Origin of the sequence: Sphingobium baderi (genome assembly GCF_001456115.1) — a bacterium.
Classification (GTDB): Bacteria; Pseudomonadota; Alphaproteobacteria; order Sphingomonadales; family Sphingomonadaceae; genus Sphingobium; species Sphingobium baderi_A.
In genome coordinates this window covers 2,436,927-2,455,628 of record NZ_CP013264.1, presented here as the reverse complement: position 1 = coordinate 2,455,628, position 18,702 = coordinate 2,436,927, and the positions used below count along the sequence as shown (strand labels likewise).

The 18,702-nt window shown below is 64.5% G+C and carries 18 protein-coding genes; 12 read left to right on the top strand and 6 right to left on the bottom strand.

The features are described from left to right. Positions 1–9 precede the first annotated feature (9 nt). From trbE to ATN00_RS12030, 9 genes are all read left to right on the top strand, one after another. Positions 10–2,460, top strand: coding sequence for a conjugal transfer protein TrbE (trbE, locus tag ATN00_RS12070; protein ID WP_062064900.1), 2,451 nt, complete (start codon positions 10–12; stop codon positions 2,458–2,460). Beyond that, positions 2,457–3,179 (top strand): P-type conjugative transfer protein TrbJ, encoded by a 723-nt coding sequence (gene trbJ, locus ATN00_RS12065; protein WP_062064898.1) that lies wholly within the window; start codon positions 2,457–2,459, stop codon positions 3,177–3,179. Before trbE ends, trbJ begins: the two co-directional genes overlap by 4 nt. Positions 3,180–3,206: 27 nt before the next feature. Further along, positions 3,207–3,458: a putative entry exclusion protein TrbK-alt gene (gene trbK-alt, locus ATN00_RS12060; RefSeq protein WP_062064896.1), complete on the top strand. Its 252-nt coding sequence runs from the start codon at positions 3,207–3,209 to the stop codon at positions 3,456–3,458. Beyond that, a complete protein-coding gene (gene trbL, locus ATN00_RS12055; RefSeq protein WP_062064894.1) occupies positions 3,455–4,831 on the top strand; it encodes a P-type conjugative transfer protein TrbL in 1,377 nt (458 codons plus the stop codon). Before trbK-alt ends, trbL begins: the two co-directional genes overlap by 4 nt. Positions 4,832–4,837: 6 nt before the next feature. Beyond that, on the top strand, positions 4,838–5,521 hold the full coding sequence (gene trbF / locus ATN00_RS12050) for a conjugal transfer protein TrbF (RefSeq protein ID WP_062064892.1): 684 nt from the start codon (positions 4,838–4,840) through the stop codon (positions 5,519–5,521). Continuing rightward, complete coding sequence (gene trbG / locus ATN00_RS12045; RefSeq protein ID WP_062064890.1) at positions 5,518–6,555, top strand: P-type conjugative transfer protein TrbG; 1,038 nt, start codon at positions 5,518–5,520, stop codon at positions 6,553–6,555. Before trbF ends, trbG begins: the two co-directional genes overlap by 4 nt. Positions 6,556–6,671: 116 nt before the next feature. Then, entirely contained in the window at positions 6,672–7,910 is a 1,239-nt protein-coding gene (locus ATN00_RS12040) for a TraB/TrbI/VirB10 family type IV secretion system protein (RefSeq protein WP_062068731.1), read from the top strand. Then, positions 7,907–8,140, top strand: a complete 234-nt coding sequence (locus tag ATN00_RS12035; RefSeq protein ID WP_062064888.1) for a DUF2274 domain-containing protein — start codon at positions 7,907–7,909, stop codon at positions 8,138–8,140. The genes ATN00_RS12040 and ATN00_RS12035 overlap by 4 nt, the downstream gene beginning before the upstream one ends. A gap of 107 nt (positions 8,141–8,247) precedes the next feature. Beyond that, positions 8,248–9,381 carry a Fic family protein gene (locus ATN00_RS12030; RefSeq protein WP_062064886.1) on the top strand — a complete coding sequence of 378 codons (1,134 nt, stop codon included), beginning with the start codon at positions 8,248–8,250 and terminating at the stop codon, positions 9,379–9,381. Positions 9,382–9,394: 13 nt separating this feature from the next. Here the strand turns inward: ATN00_RS12030 and ATN00_RS12025 are convergent, their stop codons facing one another. The 6 genes from ATN00_RS12025 to ATN00_RS12000 form a co-directional block, all read right to left on the bottom strand. Then, positions 9,395–9,700 carry an EexN family lipoprotein gene (locus ATN00_RS12025; protein WP_062064884.1) on the bottom strand — a complete coding sequence of 102 codons (306 nt, stop codon included), beginning with the start codon at positions 9,698–9,700 and terminating at the stop codon, positions 9,395–9,397. Between the two features lie 54 nt (positions 9,701–9,754). Further along, positions 9,755–10,654 carry a LysR family transcriptional regulator gene (locus tag ATN00_RS12020; protein ID WP_062064882.1) on the bottom strand — a complete coding sequence of 300 codons (900 nt, stop codon included), beginning with the start codon at positions 10,652–10,654 and terminating at the stop codon, positions 9,755–9,757. Between the two features lie 153 nt (positions 10,655–10,807). After that, the gene (locus ATN00_RS12015) at positions 10,808–11,758 is read right to left on the bottom strand and encodes a FecR family protein (RefSeq protein ID WP_062064880.1); all 951 of its coding nucleotides are present in this window, start codon (positions 11,756–11,758) and stop codon (positions 10,808–10,810) included. A 64-nt stretch (positions 11,759–11,822) separates the two neighbouring features. Beyond that, positions 11,823–12,365, bottom strand: coding sequence for a sigma-70 family RNA polymerase sigma factor (locus ATN00_RS12010; protein WP_062064878.1), 543 nt, complete (start codon positions 12,363–12,365; stop codon positions 11,823–11,825). Beyond that, a complete protein-coding gene (locus ATN00_RS12005) occupies positions 12,362–13,123 on the bottom strand; it encodes an STN domain-containing protein (RefSeq protein ID WP_197413591.1) in 762 nt (253 codons plus the stop codon). The genes ATN00_RS12010 and ATN00_RS12005 overlap by 4 nt, the downstream gene beginning before the upstream one ends. 23 nt (positions 13,124–13,146) lie before the next feature. Beyond that, complete coding sequence (locus tag ATN00_RS12000) at positions 13,147–13,803, bottom strand: energy transducer TonB (RefSeq protein WP_082635194.1); 657 nt, start codon at positions 13,801–13,803, stop codon at positions 13,147–13,149. Positions 13,804–13,996: 193 nt separating this feature from the next. Between ATN00_RS12000 and ATN00_RS11990 the strand changes: the two genes are divergently transcribed. From ATN00_RS11990 to ATN00_RS11980, 3 genes are all read left to right on the top strand, one after another. Further along, positions 13,997–14,950 carry a helix-turn-helix domain-containing protein gene (locus ATN00_RS11990; RefSeq protein ID WP_197413590.1) on the top strand — a complete coding sequence of 318 codons (954 nt, stop codon included), beginning with the start codon at positions 13,997–13,999 and terminating at the stop codon, positions 14,948–14,950. A gap of 316 nt (positions 14,951–15,266) precedes the next feature. Beyond that, on the top strand, positions 15,267–16,958 hold the full coding sequence (locus tag ATN00_RS11985; protein ID WP_231746269.1) for a ShlB/FhaC/HecB family hemolysin secretion/activation protein: 1,692 nt from the start codon (positions 15,267–15,269) through the stop codon (positions 16,956–16,958). Next, complete coding sequence (locus ATN00_RS11980) at positions 16,958–18,697, top strand: DUF2341 domain-containing protein (protein ID WP_062064868.1); 1,740 nt, start codon at positions 16,958–16,960, stop codon at positions 18,695–18,697. Before ATN00_RS11985 ends, ATN00_RS11980 begins: the two co-directional genes overlap by 1 nt. Positions 18,698–18,702: the final 5 nt, after the last annotated feature.

Sequence of the window (18,702 nt, the reverse complement as noted above, 5' to 3'; positions counted from 1 at the left end):
GCCGACACCATGATGAACCTCGCCGAATATCGCCATCGCGCCGCCTGGCTCAGCGACTTTCTGCCCTGGGCCGCGCTGATCGCCGAGGGCATCGTCCTCAACAAGGACGGTTCCTTCCAGCGCACCGCGCGATTTCGCGGCCCCGATCTCGATTCCGCCACACCCTCCGAGCTGGTCGGCGTCACCCACCGGCTCAACAATGCGCTGCGCCGACTGGGTTCTGGCTGGTCGATCTTTGTCGAAGCCCAGCGCATCCCCTCCGACGACTATCCCGCATCGCTGTTTCCCGACCCGGTCTCGGCACTGGTCGATGAGGAGCGCCGCGCTCAGTTCGTCGATGCCGGAGCGCATTTCGAGAGCCGCTACTATCTCACGCTACTGTGGATGCCGCCCGCCGAGGACGCCGCGCGCGCTGAGAGCTGGCTCTATGAAGGCAAGGCCAGCGATGGGATCGATCCCTGGGAACTGGTCAAGAGCTTCACCGATCGCTGCGCCCAGCTACTCAATCTGATCGACGGGTTCGTCCCGGAATCGGCCTGGCTCGATGACGCCGGAACGCTAACCTATCTCCACTCGACGATCTCGACACGGCGCCAGCTTGTGCGCGTGCCGGAGACGCCGATGTATCTTGACGCGCTGCTGGCCGATGAGCCGCTGACCGGGGGTCTCGAACCCCGGCTCGGACAGCATCATCTGCGCGTCCTGACCGTGATCGGTTTTCCGACGGTGACCTGGCCGGGCATTCTCGACGAGCTGAACCGGCTCGCCTTCCCCTATCGCTGGTCCACCCGCGCGATCATGCTCGACAAGAGCGATGCAACCAAATTGCTCTCGAAGATCCGGCGGCAATGGTTCGCCAAGCGCAAGTCGATCGCCGCCATCGTCAAGGAGGTGATGACGAACGAGGCGTCCGTGCTGATGAACAGCGACGCTTCGAACAAGGCAGCCGATGCCGATGCAGCGTTACAGGAGCTGGGCGCTGATGATGTCGGCCAGGCCTATGTGACGGCGACCGTGACCGTCTGGGATGAAGATCCCGGCATCGCGGCTGAAAAGCTGCGGCTGGTTGAAAAGATCATCCAGAGCCGGGACTTCACCTGCATCCCGGAAGGCATGAATGCGATCGAGGCCTGGCTCGGATCGCTCCCCGGCCATGTCTATGCCAATGTGCGGCAGCCGCCGCTCTCGACAATGAACCTCGCCCATATGATCCCGCTCTCGGCGATCTGGGCAGGACAGGCGCGCGACGAGCATCTCAAGGCACCGCCGCTGCTCTTCGCGAAAACCGAGGGCAGCACGCCGTTCCGGCTGTCGCTCCATGTCGGCGATGTCGGCCATACGCTGATCGTCGGTCCCACCGGGGCGGGCAAATCCGTGTTGCTCGCCACCATGGCGCTCCAGTTCCGCCGCTATCCCGGCAGCCAGATCTTCGCCTTCGACTTTGGCGGCAGCATCCGCGCGGCCGCGCTCGCCATGGGCGGCGACTGGCATGATCTTGGCGGCAGCCTTTTCGCGAATGAGGCCGATAGGCAAGAGGATGGCAGCGTCCTGTTGCAGCCGCTGGCGCGAGTCGACGATGCCGCCGAACGCGCATGGGCGGCCGAATGGCTGGCCGGCATCTTCGAGGCCGAAGGCGCGACGATCGATCCGCAGGCGAAGGACCATATCTGGTCGGCATTGACCTCGCTCGCCAGCGCGCCGCCGGGCGAGCGCACGCTCACCGGCCTTGCCGTGCTGCTCCAGTCACAGGAACTGAAGCAGGCGCTCGCGCCCTGGTGCGTCGGCGGCGCATGGGGCCGGCTACTCGACGCGGAGCTGGAACGCCTCGGTAGCGCAACGGTGCAGGCGTTCGAAACCGAGGGGCTGATGGATAGCGGCGCGGCGCCCGCGGTTCTGGCCTATCTCTTCCACCGCATCGCCGATCGCCTCGACGGGAGTCCGACGCTGATCATCATCGACGAAGGGTGGCTCGCGCTCAATTCTCCGGCCTTCGCCCGCCAGCTTTCGACCTGGCTGGTGACGCTCCGCAAGAAGAATTCGAGCGTCATCTTCGCGACCCAGTCGCTCGCCCAGATCGAGATCAGCAGCGTCGCGCCCGCGATCATCGAAAGCTGCAAGACCCGCATCCTGTTGCCGAACGAACGCGCGCTCGAACCGCAGATCGCCCGCATCTACCGCGCCTTCGGCCTCAACGACCGGCAGATCGAGATACTCGCGCGCTCGACGCCCAAGCGCGATTATTATTGTCAGTCCCCGCGCGGCAACCGGCTGTTCGAGCTGGGCCTGGGCGATGTCGCACTCGCCTTCGCCGCCGCTTCTTCCAAGACCGACCAGATCGCCATCGGCGACCTCATGGACGCCCATGGGGCGGACGGGTTCGCGGCCGCCTGGCTGCGGCATTGCGGCCTCCATTGGGCCGCCGACCTTTTGCCAGCCTTCACCGAGGAGAAACTGTCATGACCCGCCATAATGTTCGTCGCAGCCTCATTGCCGGCATCGCCGTGCTGGGATTGAGTGCGGTTTCCGCTCCGGCCAGCGCCCAGCTCGGCTTCGGCGGCATCGTCTATGACCCCACCAATTATGCCCAGAATGTGCTGACAGCGGCGCGCTCGCTCCAGCAGATCAACAATCAGATCCAGCAGATTCAACAGCAGGCGACGAGCCTCATCAACGAAGCGCGCAATCTCGCCTCGCTGCCGTTCAGCAGCCTCAATGAGCTTCAAGCCCAGATCCAGCAGACCCGGCAGTTGCTGAGCGAAGCCCAGCGCATCGCCTATGATGTGCAGACGATCGAGGACGCCTTCACCCAGCGCTACCGCAATGTCGATATGAGCGCGTCGGATGCGACTCTGATCGCCAATGCGCGCGACCGCTGGAAAGACAGCGTCGGCAGTTTCGAGGATGCGCTTCGCGTGCAGGCCGGCGTCGTCGGCAATATCGACGGGTCGCAGACCGCTATGGCTAATATCGCCGGCGCCAGCCAGTCGGCGACCGGCGCGCTTCAGGCCACACAGGCCGGCAATCAGCTTCTCGCCCTGCAATCACGCCAGATCGCTGACTTGACTGCTTTGCTCGCCGCCCAGGGACGCGCGCAGGCGCTCGAATCCGCGCGCAATGCTGCGACCGAAGAACAGGGCCGCGAGCATTTCCGCCGCTTCATGAAGCGCAGCGGTCAGTGACGCCGCGCTGATCGGAGAGGATGGACGATGAGCCGCAGCGCCAGAATAGCCGGGGTCGCCCTTGCCGGGGGCATATTGATGGCGACCGCGATCGCGATTGCCGTCGATGAGCGCAAGCAGGCCGCACCGCTAACGCCGGCCGCAGTGCCGGCGTCCAGCGACGGGCTGCGCGACGAACTCGCCCGCTGCCGAACGATCACTATGCCCGATTCCGGCTGCGACGCCGCATGGGAGGAGCATCGCCGCCGGTTTCTGGGCCGCGAGGATCAACGGCCATGAACGATACCGGCGTCATCAATAATTTCCTCGATACCTTCAACAGCTATATCGATTCCGGCTTCGGGCTGCTCGGCGGCGAGGTCGCGTTCCTCACCACCACGCTCATTATCATCGATATCACGCTTGCCGGACTCTTCTGGGCCTGGGGCGCGGACGAAGACGTGATGCACCGCCTCGTGAAGAAGGTGCTCTATGTCGGCTTCTTCGCCTTCATCATCAGCAATTTTTCAGCGCTGGCCGGAATTATCTTCGAAAGCTTCGCGGGCCTCGGCCTCAAGGCCAGTGGCGCCGGGATCAGCCTCTCAGAGTTCATGCGGCCGGGAAGCGTCGCGGCGGCAGGCTTCAATGCCGGCGAACCGCTGCTCGAATCCGCGGGCGAGCTGACCGGGCCAGTCGGCCTGTTCACCAACTTCGTTCAGATTGCCATCCTGCTCATCGCCTGGGTTATCATCCTGATCGCCTTCTTCATCATGAGCGTCCAGCTCTTCGTGACGCTGATCGAGTTCAAACTGACCACATTGGCGGGATTTGTCCTGCTGCCCTTCGCTCTGTTCAACAAGACGGCATTCCTCGCCGAGAAGGTGCTGGGCAATGTCGTCGCCTCCGGCATCAAGGTGCTGGTGCTGGCCGTCATCATCGGCATCGGGACTGGCCTTTTCGCGCAATTCGAAAGCGCCTTCGGTGAAATGCCGAGCGCCGAACAGGCCATGTCGGTCGCGCTCGCGGCACTGGCGCTGCTTGGTCTTGCGATCTTCGGTCCGGGCATTGCGACCGGACTCGTCTCGGGTGCGCCGCAGCTTGGCGCTGGCGCAGCGGTCGGAACGGTGCTTGCGGCGGGTGGTCTCGCAGTGGGCGGCGCAATGGGCGCGCGGATGGCGGCAGGCGGCGCGGCCTCGGCCATTGGCGGCGGTATGAAGGCCGGCGGCGCAGCAGTACGCGGCGGTTCCTTTGCCGCAGGCGCCGCCGCCAGCAGCTATAGTCTCGGCTCCCACGGAAAGAGCGGCGCGGGAGCGGTCGCAGGCGGGCTGTCCGCCGTAGGCCAGCAGGCGGCCGGCGGAGCAGCGAAAGCCGTCGCAGCGCCGATCAGAAATGCTGCCGCCAAGGCAGGCGATGCCGTCAAATCCAGCTTCCGATCCGGAGCGCGCGCGGGATTGTCCGTCACGGGTGGAAGCACTTCGGGAAGCGCTGCTTCGTCAGCCGCGGGAGCATCGACCGCCTCTGCCGCGTCCGGCGCACGGTCCGCGCCCGATTGGGCGCGATCGCTCCGACGCGAGCAGAATCTGCAACGCGGCATGTCCTCCGTCAGTCACGCGGTGCGATCGGGAGATCGCGGTGGCGGCGGCATGTCGCCTGACATCAAGGAAAGGGATTGACCGCTCATGTTCAAGCGACCCTCCATCCGCTATGGCAAAGCCGCCGAACCGGAAACACCCTATCAGCGCGCCGCCCAGGTCTGGGATGACCGCATCGGTTCGGCGCGCATCCAGGCCCGCAACTGGCGGCTGATCGCCTTTGGCTGCCTCGCCGTCTCGGCAGGGCTCGCGGGCGGTCTCGTCTGGCAGGGCGCGCGGGGCACGATCACGCCGTGGATCGTCGAGGTCGATAAGCTCGGCCAGGCCCAGACGGTCGCTCCGGCCAATGCCGATTATCGGCCGAGCGACCCGCAGATCGCGTTTCATCTCGCGCGGTTTATCGAGCAGGTCCGCGGCACCCCCGCCGATCCGGTGATCGTGCGCGAGAACTGGCTACGCGCCTATGACTTCACGACCGACCGCGGCGCCATGGCGCTCAATGATTATGCGCGAACGAACGATCCCTTCGCCAATGTTGATCGCATCCAGATCGCCACGGAAATTTCCAGCGTCATCCGGGCTTCGCCCGACAGTTTCCGGGTCGCCTGGGTCGAGCGCCGCTTTCAGGATGGCAGCCTCGCCGCCACCGAGCGCTGGTCGGCCATCCTCACCATCACCGTGCAGCCGCCCCGCGATCCCGAGCGGCTGCGGAAGAATCCCCTCGGCATCTACGTCAACGCAATCAACTGGTCGAAGGAGCTTGGCCAATGACCCTGTCCCCAGCACACCGCCATGCGCCTTTGCGTATCTACGCATTTCCGGCCTTGCTGATTTCCGCGTCCACGCTCGGCGCCTGCGCCACCAGTTCCGCGAAACCGCCCGCGATACGCTATGACGATGCGCCGGCGATCGCCGCGATCGAGACGCCCGCAGCAGCCGCGCCCGTTGAAATCGTCACCATCCCCGAACCATTGCCCCTGCCGGGCCAGTTGAAGCCGGTTGGCGATCGCACGCCCGCGCCCGAAGCCGGCGATCCATCGGCCCGCGTCAATCAGGCCAATGCCGCGGCGCGGATGCAGCCGGTGCGCGACGGCTTCATCAATGCGATCCAGGTCTATCCCTGGTCGGACGGCGCACTCTATCAGGTCTATACAGCGCCCGGACAAGTAACCGATATCGCCTTGCAGGACGGCGAGCAGCTCGTGGGACCGGGACCGGTCGCTGCCGGTGATACGGTGCGCTGGATCATCGGCGACACGGTGAGCGGGTCCGGCGCATCGGCACGGGTCCATATCCTCGTCAAGCCGACCCGGCCCGACCTCGCGACCAATCTGGTCATCAATACCGACCGGCGAACCTACCATGTCGAACTGCGCGCCACCCGCGCGACATGGATGGCTTCGGTCTCATGGGCCTATCCACACGACCGGCTGATCGCGCTGCGCGGGCAGAACAGCCGGGCCGCCGGAGCGGCGCCCGTCGCCACCGGCGTCGACGTCGCCCGGCTCAATTTCCGTTACCGTATCGAAGGCGACGACGCGCCCTGGCGGCCGCTGCGCGCGTTCGATGATGGGGCGCAGGTGTTCATCGAGTTTCCCACCGGCATCGCGCAGGGCGAGATGCCGCCCCTGTTCGTGATCGGACCCGAAGGCGGCGGTGAACTGGTCAATTACCGTGTCGCCGAACGTCATATCATTGTCGATCGCCTCTTCGCCGCCGCTGAACTCCGCCTTGGGGGCGAGCGGCAACAGCGTGTCCGCATCGTCCGCAATGATGGGCGGACCGAGCGCAGGAACCCGCGATGAGCAGCGACGAGAACCGGCGCTCCGCGGTCGATGAACCGGAACGGGAGGAAGGCGCGTCAGCGCTGCACGCGCCGGAGGCGGCGGAGGCCGATGGCGGCCATGAGCCCGATAGCGGGCTGGACGGACGGGAGGATGCAGCACCGCTTGAGGGGCCGGAAACCTTGGCGGACCCAACGGGGTTCAAGCTGCGCGGTGAGCCGCCGCGCGTGATGCGTCTCTCGCGCAAAGCCATGGCGACGCTCGGCGCTGTTGGCGCGCTGGCGGTCGGCGGTGCGCTCACTTTCGCGCTCCAGAGCCGGGACAAGGCCGCACCTGAGGAACTCTACAACACCGATAGCCGCGCTGTGACCGAGCAGGTTGCAACCGCGCCGAGCGACTATAGCCAGTTGCCGCCTGGCGTGCCGCCGCTCGGCGCACCGCTTCCCGGCGATCTCGGCGGTCCGATCCTTGCTGCCCAGCAGGGCGACGCGGTGGTCGATCCCACCGCGTCGCCACCCGGCGGCACGCAGGCAATGACGCCGGAGGAACTGGCGGCGCAGCGTGCGGCGCAGGAACGTGAGGCCGCCCTTGCGAGCCGGCTGTTCCTGGGTGGCCAAGCTGCAAGCCCGGCAACGGTGAGCGCCGCCGGTGGCGCGGCGCCCGGTCTCGATCTCGCGGCGCTGGGAGCTGCCGTGCCCGCCGCTCCAGAAGCTCCGGACGGTCCCAATATGCAGCGGGCAAAGCGTGAATTCATGGAGCGGTCACCCGAAAGCCGCACGATCAACAGCGGTCAGTTGGCAGGGCCGATCTCACCATATGTCGTGCAGGCGGGCAGCGTGATCGCGGCCGCGCTCATTACCGGCATCAGCTCCGATCTTCCCGGCCAGGTCACAGCCCAGGTGACGCAAAGCGTCTATGACAGCCCGACAGGCCGCATCCTGCTCATTCCGCAAGGTTCCCGACTCATCGGCGACTATGATGCGGACGTCGCTTTCGGGCAGCGCCGCGTGCTGCTGGTCTGGAACCGCCTGATCCTGCCTGATGGACGATCGATCACCCTCGACCGCCAGCCTGCCGGCGACCCTGCCGGCTATGCCGGGCTGGAGGACCGGGTCGATGAACATTGGGGCGGCATCTTGCGCGCCGCCGGTCTTTCGACGCTGCTGAGCATCGGCGCCGAACTGGGGACCGATTCCGAGGACGATATCGCCCGCGCCATCCGGGACGGCGGGCAAAACACGCTCAATCAGGCGGGTCAGGAGATCGTCCGCCGCCAGCTCAACATCCAGCCCACGCTAACCGTGCGGCCCGGCTATCCGGTCCGCGTGCTGATCAGCCGCGACCTCGTACTGGCCCCCTGGAGACCGACACGATGACCAAACTCAAACTTGGCGATCTTGCTCAGGATAAGCCCGTGCGACTCACCATCGAACTGCCGGCGTCGGTCCACCGCGACCTTGAAGCCTATGGCCGCGTGCTGGCGGGTGACGGCGCCCAGCCTGTCGCGCCCGCGCGCCTGATCGCGCCGATGCTGGAGCGGTTCATGGCGACGGACCGGGCGTTCGCTAAGGCCCGGCGTCAGTCCGCGCCATCAGGTCCGGCGTAACGCCTGTGCGGGGATTAAACTGGATTAGCGCTGCATATGATGCGGTGAATAACAATTGCATTTTGCGGTGAATGGCAGTTATTATCCCCGCAGAGGATGCGGCGAATATGGTCTATATCCATCAACGTGAAGGCTGGCCAGATATGACCTGGCGGGGCGAGGCGCTGACCGAAGCCCTGGCCAAGGTACGCCACCGTCAGGGACGCCTGATCGGATATATGGAGGCGCTCGGATTTCCCCTTCGGGAAGAAGCCGTTTTGCGGACGCTGACCGAAGATGTGATCAAATCCAGCGAGATCGAAGGCGAGCATCTCGATCGCGAGCAGGTCCGATCCTCCATTGCCCGCCGGCTCGGCATGGACATTGGGGGTCTGATCGAGGCGGATCGCCATGTCGAGGGCATCGTCGAAATGATGCTTGATGCGACACAGAACGCCGGAACGCTATTGACCGCGGAGCGGCTCCATGGGTGGCACGCTGCATTGTTCCCCACGGGGCGTAGTGGGATATCCCGGATTACGGTGGGTGCATGGCGGACCGGGGAGGATGGTCCGATGCAGGTGGTCTCCGGCTCGATTGGGCGCGAGCGGGTTCATTATGAGGCGCCGGCAGCGGAACGGCTCGGCGAAGAAATGGACCGATTTCTCGCCTGGTTCGAGGCCGCGTCAATTGATCCCGTAATCAAGGCCGGCTTGGCTCACTTGTGGTTCGTGACCATTCATCCATTCGATGATGGCAATGGACGCATTGCTCGGGCGATTGCCGACCTTGCGCTCGCGAGAGGGGATGGGACGCCCCAGCGGTTCTACAGCATGTCGGCGCAGATCAGGGCTGAGCGTAAAGACTATTACAATATGTTCGAGACGACCCAGAAAGGCCCACTTGACGTCACGCCATGGCTGACCTGGTTCATTGCCTGTCTTGATCGAGCCTTCGATGGCGCGGAAACAACGCTTGCCAGCGTGATGCGAAAAGCGCGCTTCTGGGAAAGCGTTACGCAAATGCCGCTGAATGACAGGCAGCGCAAAGTCATCAACCGGTTGCTCGATGGATTTGACGGCAAACTCACCAATGCCAAATGGGCTGCGCTGACGAAGACGGCGTCGGACACAGCGCTGCGAGACATTAATGACCTCGTCCATCGCGGCATTTTGGAAAAGGACATGAGCGCAGGCGGGCGTAGCACCAGCTATCTTCTGGTCGCTGACAGGGAGCAACGGCCACCTGTGGCGAACCACTGAGCAAGGCGGATGCCTATCGCCCCATGAAGGCGTCGAACCGCTCCTTGCCTTCGGCCTCGACGATCGCAACCTCGGCATTGGCGCATTCCTGGCCACGCACCGCGCCAACAGCGCATTGTGCGACGACCTCGCGGGCCTCTTCGAGATGGGCTTCGAAATATTGCGTGCCGCGCCCTTCGCCGAGGGGCGCGGCTAGTCCCGCTCCGTGACTGGCGCCTGGCGTAACGTCGAGCGGAACAATGACCGGGCGCAGCACAAAACCCGATCCAAAGCCGATCACCAGCGCGGCGATGGCGATGAAGATTGTCTTGCCGTTCATGATGGTCACTCCTTCGATACTGTCAGGGGGCACGCCCCTGGTTGAGCGTCTGGATCAGGTGTCGGGATAGCGCTCGCGGATAAGGCCGAGAAAACGGCGTAGCGCCGGGCTGCTGTCGTCGCTGCGCCAATAGCAGCCATAGTCGATGCGCGCCTGACCGGTCGGCTCATGCACCTCGCGAAAGACACTACCGGGATGATGGAAGCCGAGCGCCGATTCCGACACAAGGGTCAGGAACCTGCCCGCCGAAACCATCGCGACAACATTCTCCCGGCTGATATCCTGCACTTCGATATCGGGCTCATATCCAGGTTCCGCGAGACGGGCGCGCAGCAGCCTCATCAGATCAGGGCCGGGGTCCTGGGTTCCCAGCACAAAGGTCTGGCGGCGAAGATCGTGCCAATGAACCCGCTCGACCTCGGCAAGCGGATGGTGTTCCGGCAAAGCCACCAGCACCCGCTCGGACCAGAGCGAGCGTCGCTTGACCTCCGGGTCGACGAGATCGCCGGTCACGACGGCCAAATCGATCACCCCGGCGTGGAGCGCATGGTGGAGAAAGCCCCGGTCGCGCTCGACCCCGTTCAACCGCACGTTGGGGAACCGGCGCTGAAACTCGACAATGGCGAAGCGCAGGTCGCCTGCTGTGAGCGAACTGCAAAAGCCGATGGTGAGTTCGCCTGCGTCGCCATTGCGCATCGCCCGCGCGCGATCCTTGAGATTGTCAACCTCGGTCAATATTCGCCGGGCTGTGTCGATGATCGGCATCCCTTCGGGCGTGAGGATCGCGCCGCGTGTCCGGCGTTCGAACAGCTTCACGCCCAGGCGATGTTCCAGATTCAGCACATTGCGGCTGAGGGTCGCCTGTTTGATCCGCAGCAATGCCGCGGCCCTCGAAAAGCTCTTCGTCTCCGCGGCAAGCACGGCATAGCGCAATTGTTTGGTCTCAAGCGGCACGGGCAACCTCCCTAGGAGGAAGATGGACGTTGGGAAGCAGGCCCTTAGCGGCCATACCCCGTTCGTCGTCTTTGCTTCCTCCTCCTTGGAAGACCCGTGCCGGCTGTTCCGAACGAAACAGATTTTGTCATTAATCTGAAATATTTTACCGTGTCAGCTCATCACCACTACCCCGCCGGCCAGATCGCGGGCGCGTAGGCCCAGAAGCAGCTCGATCTGCGGCACGGCTTCCTCGATCCGGTCGGTGTGAAAGACAGCATTGACCGGCAAGGTGCGGAGTGATGCATTGGCGAGAACGATCCGGCCAGAGCGGTAAAGATTGATCTGATCGACCACATTGCCGAGGGGCGTGCCCTCGAAGATCAGCAGGCCGCGCCGCCAGGCTGTCGCCTTGCCGCCATCGATCGCGCTACGCTGGATCGCGCCGTCAACCGTGACAAATATCTGTTCGTTGGCGCGAAGCGTGATCGGGCGACCGGTGCCGCTGCATTCCACCTGGCCCGACACGCAGGCGACGCGCACGCCGCCTTCAAGGCTTTGGACATTGAACTCGGCTGCGCGAGTGGCGACGACAAGGCTCCCCGCCTTGACGCGAAATGGCTCTCCGAGTTGGGCAGCCGTCACATAAGCCTCGCCGGTCACGAGGCTGACGCCATGAGCACCCTTTGCAACGCTGTCGATCAGCGACAGGGCCGTGCGCGAGTTCATCTCGACGTTAACGCCCTGTATCGGGGCGAAGGCGTAGCGCTCGCCGACTGCTGTGCGATGGTCGGCGGTGAGTTCCGCGAAGGATGGCCATAACCCCAAGGGCGGCCGGGCGATGCCGAACATCATTGCGCCGAGCGCCGCGGTGGTTCCGCCCGCCAGCACCGCCCGCCGGCTGACCATCGCCGGCTTCTTGTGCTGTTTCGCCACCGCCGCGTATCGGTGGACCCCTGCGATCTCGCGGAAGGCCGCTTCATGAGCCGGACTGGTCGCGCGCCAGGCCTCGAGCCGGGCGGCATCCTCTTGCGTTGCCGTGCCTGACGTCAGGCACACAAGCCAATCCGCCGCCTCGACGAGCAGCTCGTCGGCGTCATCATCCTGGATCTCGCGATCCGTCATCCGCATTTTCTGGCCTGTTGGCGCGGCTCGCGCGCGGCTGACATCCTCAAACTTCCAATCCTCCTTATCGGGTAGACACGCGAGAGGCCCGCTGAGCGAAAGGATTTTTTCGCCTTGTGCGTCGCGCGCAGTGCAAAATTGCGCTGCGTAGGTCCATCTGGATCAGCCTGACGCTGACGCCATAATGGTTTGCCAGCTCGTCATGGCTCATCGTGCCGGTGAAGCTCTCGATGAACACATGGCGCTGGCGGGGTGTCAGATCGCCCAGCACCTTCCAGACATGGGCGAGCTCGCTCCGCGCGATGGCGATCCGCTCGGGGCCCGGCGCATCGTCGGCGATCTTCAATATGTCTTCGATATCCTGGCTGCCGAGAACCCGGCGGTGCCGGGCCGCCATAGTCACCGCCATGTTGATCGCGGCGCGATAGATATAGGCGTCCGGGTCGGAGACCGGAGCGTCATCGTTCAACTCGCTGAGCTTGATCCAGGTCTCGTGCAGCGCTTCGCCGGCCAGATCCTGCGAACCGAGTCGGGACGCGAGGCGGTCGCGAAGCTGCGTATAGTGCGTCGCAAGCGAGGTTTTCAGGCTGGACCGCGTCGCGCTCATGGCCGTGATCTCCCTCGGCGTGGCGCATTGCGGCTGGCGTGCCGATCGGTCTCGACTTCGAAACGCATGGAACGGTTGAACCCGGCGGGTGGCGGGCTGCTTAGATGCGCCCCGACCAATATGTCTCGCACGCGCGTGTCCCAATCGGGTTCCGCGCTGCCGCGCAGAAAGGCGACATCATCGATCCTGCCTGCGGAATCGACGCGCACCGCGATCTCGATGTTGAAACTCCGTCCTTCATAGGCGCCATCGCGCTTCAGACGCTCGAAAATTTCAGCCTGGACGCGCCGTGCGTAGCGGCTGAAGGCGCCTGTATCCGTTCCACCGATGGTACGCGGCGCCCGCACTTCCGCCATATCGAGACGAAGCGCAGTCAGACCTGCGGCCGTCCCAGGGACAGGAGCAATGGGCGGCGGCTGCTGGCCTTCAACGAAGATGACCGCGGAATTGGGGCCGGTAAAGCGGGCGGACAGCCCGGTTCCTTGCAGCAAGTGGCGCAGGCCGGCGGGGGCGGCATAGATGCCTTCGAGCGGGGTCGAATGGCGGTCGCCGGCAAGACTCTGGCGATAGAGGATGCTGACGCCGCTCACGGTCGCAAACTCCGCGAGCGCCTGCGCGACCGGCTGCGCCGGGATATCATAGCGGCGCTCATCCATGGCGTTTGCGGCCTGGGCGAACGCGGATTGCGCGAAGACGAGCCAAAGCGCGCAGAGCGTCCCGGCCAGCAAGGCCGGAAGCCGCAAGCTTCGCACTGACATGAACCCGTATCGCGCAATCGTCCTCATCCGAGCCTGAAGGTCACGGGAAGGATGACGCTCAGTTGGCCGGGCCAGCCCTGGGGAAAGGCGGGGAGCGGCTGCGCGCGCATGACGGCGGCGACGGCTTCCCGGTCGATATCGGACTCACCGGAACTCTCGCTGACCCAGGCCTGGATCACCCTGCCGTCCTTCGACATCACAAAATGCAGCATAACGACGCCCTCTCGCCCGGCATCTTGTGCACGCGCCGGATAGATACGGTAGCGCGCCAGATGCGCCTCGAGGCGGCGGCGGTAGGCGACAACATCGGCGTTGGGCAGATCGGCAAGGTCTTGGGCATCGCCCTGTGCAGCGGCGCTGGCTTGGACCGCATTTGAGTCGGGGCCGGCGGCGCGTGGCATTGGCTCCTCATTGCCGGTCCCGGCCGGTGCAAGTGGTGGCCGCTCCTCCGGCATGGCCGCGGGTTCATCCCCCTGTTGTGCGCGGTCTTCTCGCGCAATTCCGTCATTGGGTTCGAGCGGGATCAGTTCGACCACGAGAACTGATCCTTTGTCGCCGCCAGCCTGGTCGCGCACCGACAATCCCTCGTCCCACGCCCACAACAGGGCAAGACCCGCCGCGGCGTGCAGGGAAAGCGAGAGAAAACCGCTCATCAGCCGTGTCGAGAGTTCTCGACTCATCGCGATTTTGTCACCTTTCCGTCATTCAAATTATCGACCCTTAGGGCGCACTTATCGCGTCTATGTGACAAGTCGATCAGCACACCGAGCCGATGCGCGGGTCGCAGTGAGCCGCGGATAAAAAAATGTCATCGGGCGAAAAAGTCTTTCGTTCGATTTCGCGAGATTGGTCTTCCAGTCGAGGACCATGACCATGAACACGATTTTGGCCACAAGACGAGACGCGCAGGATGCGGAAAACAGGACGAATGTCCCGGTTTGCGCGCGCACTCCGAAGGCGCGGCAGCAGACCTTGCCCGCGCGGCATCCCGTGCGCCCGGCCATCCAGCGCCAGCGATTCAAGTTGGGATCGCTGGAATTCGACTATCGTGCTTTTCCCCGCCAACGCAGCGTGACGTTCGCCTCCACCGATACGATGGTCCACATTGTGATGCCACTGAGCGGCTTCGTCGAAGTGGAGAGCGTAAGCCGCCAGCCTCTCGGACCGGGGTCCGCCTTGCTGCTCGCCGCGGGCGAGCGCAAGTCGATGGCCTGGGATGCCGGGTCGAGCGCGCTCTTCCTGCATATTCCTCGCGCGGACATCCAGGTGCAGGCTTCGCGCGCATCGGGCGAACCTCGGCGGCTCGCCGCCGCCGATCATCTGTTTCGCTGGTCGATTGAACAATTGGGCGTCAAACTGCCGTGCGCGATCATACCCGGCCCCGGACCCCGCGCCAGTTTCGACGACGTGCTGCTTGAGAAGCGCACGCTTGAAGGGCTGGTCGCAACGCTTCAGGCGGACCCGGAGGCCGAAACTCTGTTTCCGGTCGCGCGATCGGTGCAGCGGGCGGTTGAGCATATCCGCGCCCATCCGCAGCAGGCCTGGACCATTCACGCACTGGGGCAGATCGCAGGCGTCACCGCTGGGACACTGCGCCGGAACTTCCGGACCTGCCTTGGCCTCACCGTCATTCAGCTCATTCAGGACATTCGCGTCGACTGGGTGCGTTTGCGCCTCGAAAGCGTGAATGAGAGCCGCTCGATCAGCGAGATCGCGCTGGCCGTGGGTTTCGGAACGCCGGTCGGAATGAGCCGGGCCTATCAACGCCGATTTGGGGAAACGCCGACTCAGACCCGCACACGGACTTTTCGCGCAACGCGCGGCTAGCAGCTCCTCCCGCTGGGGAGGAACCGAGATACCCTGAGCGTCCTGATTAAACATCAGGGCGCTATTTGTGCTGCTTGTAAATAATAATAAAGTATCTGTTAGCATAACTCGCTTACATATGACTCGAATCGTATCTTACAGAAATCCATAAGTCATTTCTATTTGTAACACAACTTACACACTACCCGCCCTAATCGAGACGAAACGCATAGGCGTAGGCATTTCAGCTTGAGATTAGGCCTGCACCCTTCCTAAGACCTCAATCGACAACTGGCGCTGCATCGCAGCACGACTCGAAGTGTGCGCCAGCTTTGCGATGACAGCGACCGATCGCCGTCCGGCCACAGCGCCGTGGCGGCGCTTCCGGCAGGGGGTGAAGGTTTTGAGGTTCGAGAATAATCACTGGCGACAGGCGCCGAGCCATGCCGCGCTCGCACTGTTCATGGCGCTGGCCGCTTCGCCTGCCTTCGCGCAGGACGCAGGCGTGGATGCGAGCGCTCCCGCAACGTCGGCAGACGGCGCACGCTTCGACATTCTGGCGTTCCAGGTGCGCGGCAACACACTGCTTGAACCGGATGACGTCGAGCGCGCAATCCTGCCGTTCATGGGGCCGGGCAAGAGCGAGGCCGATGTCGAGGGCGCCCGCGCTGCCCTGCAGAAGGTCTTTGAGGACCAGGGCTATGTCGCCGTCTCGGTGTTCATCCCCGAACAGTCGGTGGATGGCGGCGTGCTGCAACTGGAAGTGCAGCCGCAGGCGGTCGGCCAGTTGCTGGTGCAAGGCGATACGAAGAATGCGGATGCCGTGCGTGCGCTGGCGCCTTCGGTCGCGCCGGGCCGGACGCCCAATCTTCAGGACTTTCAGCGCGATGTCGTGGCGCTCAACAGCAATCCCACGCGGCGGGTGACGCCCGAACTGCGCGCCGGCGAAGCGCCGGGCACGCTCGATGTGGTGCTGAACGTCGAGGAAAGCTCGCCTTTCCACGCCTCCGCCGAACTCAACAATTTCCATTCGTCGGCGACCACGGACCTGCGCGCCTCGGCCACGATCCGCTATGACAATATGTGGGGTCGAGGTGACTCCTTAAGCCTCTCCGCCCAGACCGCGCCCGAGCGCACCGATGACGGCACGGTAATTTCAGGCAATTATCTGATGCGGCTCGGCCAGGGCACGCAGCTTCTGCTCTATGGCGTCCATTCCGATAGCGACATCGCGGTGGTCGGCGGCACCAGCGTGGTCGGCAAGGGCTATCTGTTCGGCGGGCGACTGATCCAGTCGCTGGGGTCGAGCGAGGGCTTTTATCACAGCCTGACGCTGGGGATCGACTGGAAGGATTTCTCAGAAGACGTGCTGCTCGGCTCCGACCGGGCCTCGGCGCCGATCAAATATGCACCGCTGATCGCGTCATGGCGCGGTGACTGGATGGGCGAGCGCTCGACCAGCAGCATTACCTTCTCGGGCACCTTCGGTATCCGTGGTCTTGGCGACAACTGGGAGCGGTTCGACGCCAAGCGCTACATGGCGCGCCAGAGCTTCATTGCGCTGAAGCTCGACGCCGAAACGACCCAGACCGCCGCCAGCGACATCCAGCTCAATGCACGGCTGACCAGCCAGTGGTCGCCCGATCCGCTGATCTCGAACGAAGGATTCAGCCTGGGCGGCATGTCCTCGGTGCGCGGCTATTATGAGTCCGAGGCCATCGGCGACTATGGGTTTGCGCTCCAGACGGAACTGCGCACGCCCGACCTCGCGAGCCTGCTGAGCGCCGATCTCGTCAACGAACTGCGCTTCCACGCATTTCTCGACAGCGGCTATTCGGGCATCCACCTGCCGCTGCCCAGCCAGCGCGCAACGCGCGACCAGCATCTGGTCAGCACCGGCATCGGTGGCCGCGTCAAACTCTTCAATCATCTCACCGGCGCGCTCGACGTGGGCGTTCCGCTGACATCCGGGCCGGAAACCGAATCCGGCGACATCTTCGTCCGCTTCCGCATCATGGGGGAATTTTAATGTCGATCATCCAGCGTGCCCGTAAGGGCGCGGTGGCGGGCGCCGTCGCGCTTGCCGCCCTTACCGCCTTTTCCGCACCGGCTCATGCCTGGTGGGAGAGCGATTTCAGCTACCGCACGAAGATCAACCTCAATGTCGACGCCGCCGGCGTCACTGGCGAGGTCGCGCGTGCGCCGGTGCTCATCCGCCTGCACAGCGGCAATTTCAGCTTCAAGGATGTGAAGGCCGACGGCTCCGACCTGCGCTTTGTCGCGGGCGACGATCGCACGCCGCTCAAGTTCCATGTCGAGAAGTGGAGCCCGGCCGAAGAACAGGCGCTGGTCTGGGTCGACGTGCAGGGTCTTCAGCCGGGCCAGGCGAGCGCCATCTATGCCTATTACGGCAATGAAGCGGCAAGCGCTGGCCAGGACGTCGCGGGCACCTTCGGGCCGGATTACCGGCTGGTTTATCATTTCAACGAACAAGGAAGCCCTCGGGACGCAACCGCCAACGGCAACAATGCCAGCGGCGGCGAGGCGCGGAACGCGGGCGGCCTGATCGGATCGAGTCTCGTCCTGGACGGCACCACCCCGGTCACGCTGCCCGCGTCCGCTTTTTCCGGCGGCCCGCTGTCCTTGAGCTTCTGGGTCAAGCCGGGTGGCGATGGCGCCATCTTCGACCTGCCGGGCAGCATCAGCCTCGTGAACGAAGGCGGCCAGCTCTTCATCGACGCGAACGGCACGCGCAGCAACGGCGCGGCGCTGGCGGCGGATAGCTGGGCCAATGTCGCGCTGGTCAATGACGGCGGCAAGAGCCTGCTCTTCATCAACGGCCAGCCTGCCGGCGAAGTCGCAGGCGCGCTTGCCCCTGCGACCGCTGCGCCGCTTCTCGGCCAGGGCTTTGCCGGCGAGATCGACGAACTGCGTGTTGCGGGCGCGGCGCTGCCGCAGTCCGCATTCCAGTTGGCGGCCGCATCGGAAGGCCAGAATGCGCGCCTTATCACCACCGACACCGCGCAGCAGGTCGAGACCGGCGGCGGTCACGGCTATATGGGCATATTGTTCTCGGCGCTGACCTTCGACGCCTGGGTCGTCATCCTCATTTGCGGGCTGATGCTCGCGCTATCTATTGCGATCATGATCAGCAAGGGATTGCTGATCGGCCGGGTGCGGCAGGCGAACGAGGCCTTTCTCGACGCCTATCGCCAGATCTCGCGGCGTTCCGGCGACCATGACGGGCTGCCCGCTTTCGATCCGGGCGCGACGGCGGCGGATTCGACGCTGGGCCGGCTCTACAATATCGGCCGGCGCGAACTGACGGAGCGCCTGAACGAAGGCAAGGCGACGGGCAGCCGCTTCGCGCTGCGCGGCCAGTCGATCGCCGCGATCCGCTCGGCGCTCGATGCCGGCCGGGTGCGTGAGGGCCAGAAGCTGAACGCGCGGCTCGTGCTCCTGACCATCGCCATCTCCGGCGGCCCCTTCATCGGCCTGCTCGGCACGGTGCTCGGCGTCATGATCACCTTCGCGGCCGTGGCTGCTGTCGGTGAGGTCAATATCAACGCGATTGCGCCGGGTATTGCCGCCGCGCTGCTCGCCACCGTTGCCGGCCTTGCCGTCGCGATCCCGGCGCTGTTCGGCTACAACTATCTGCTTTCCCGCATCGAAGAGATCCAGGCCGATCACGACATCTTCGTGGACGAGCTGGAAAAGCGCATCGCCGAGACGTGGCAGGACGTTCCCGCCGCGGCCCAGGCGGCCTGAGCCCC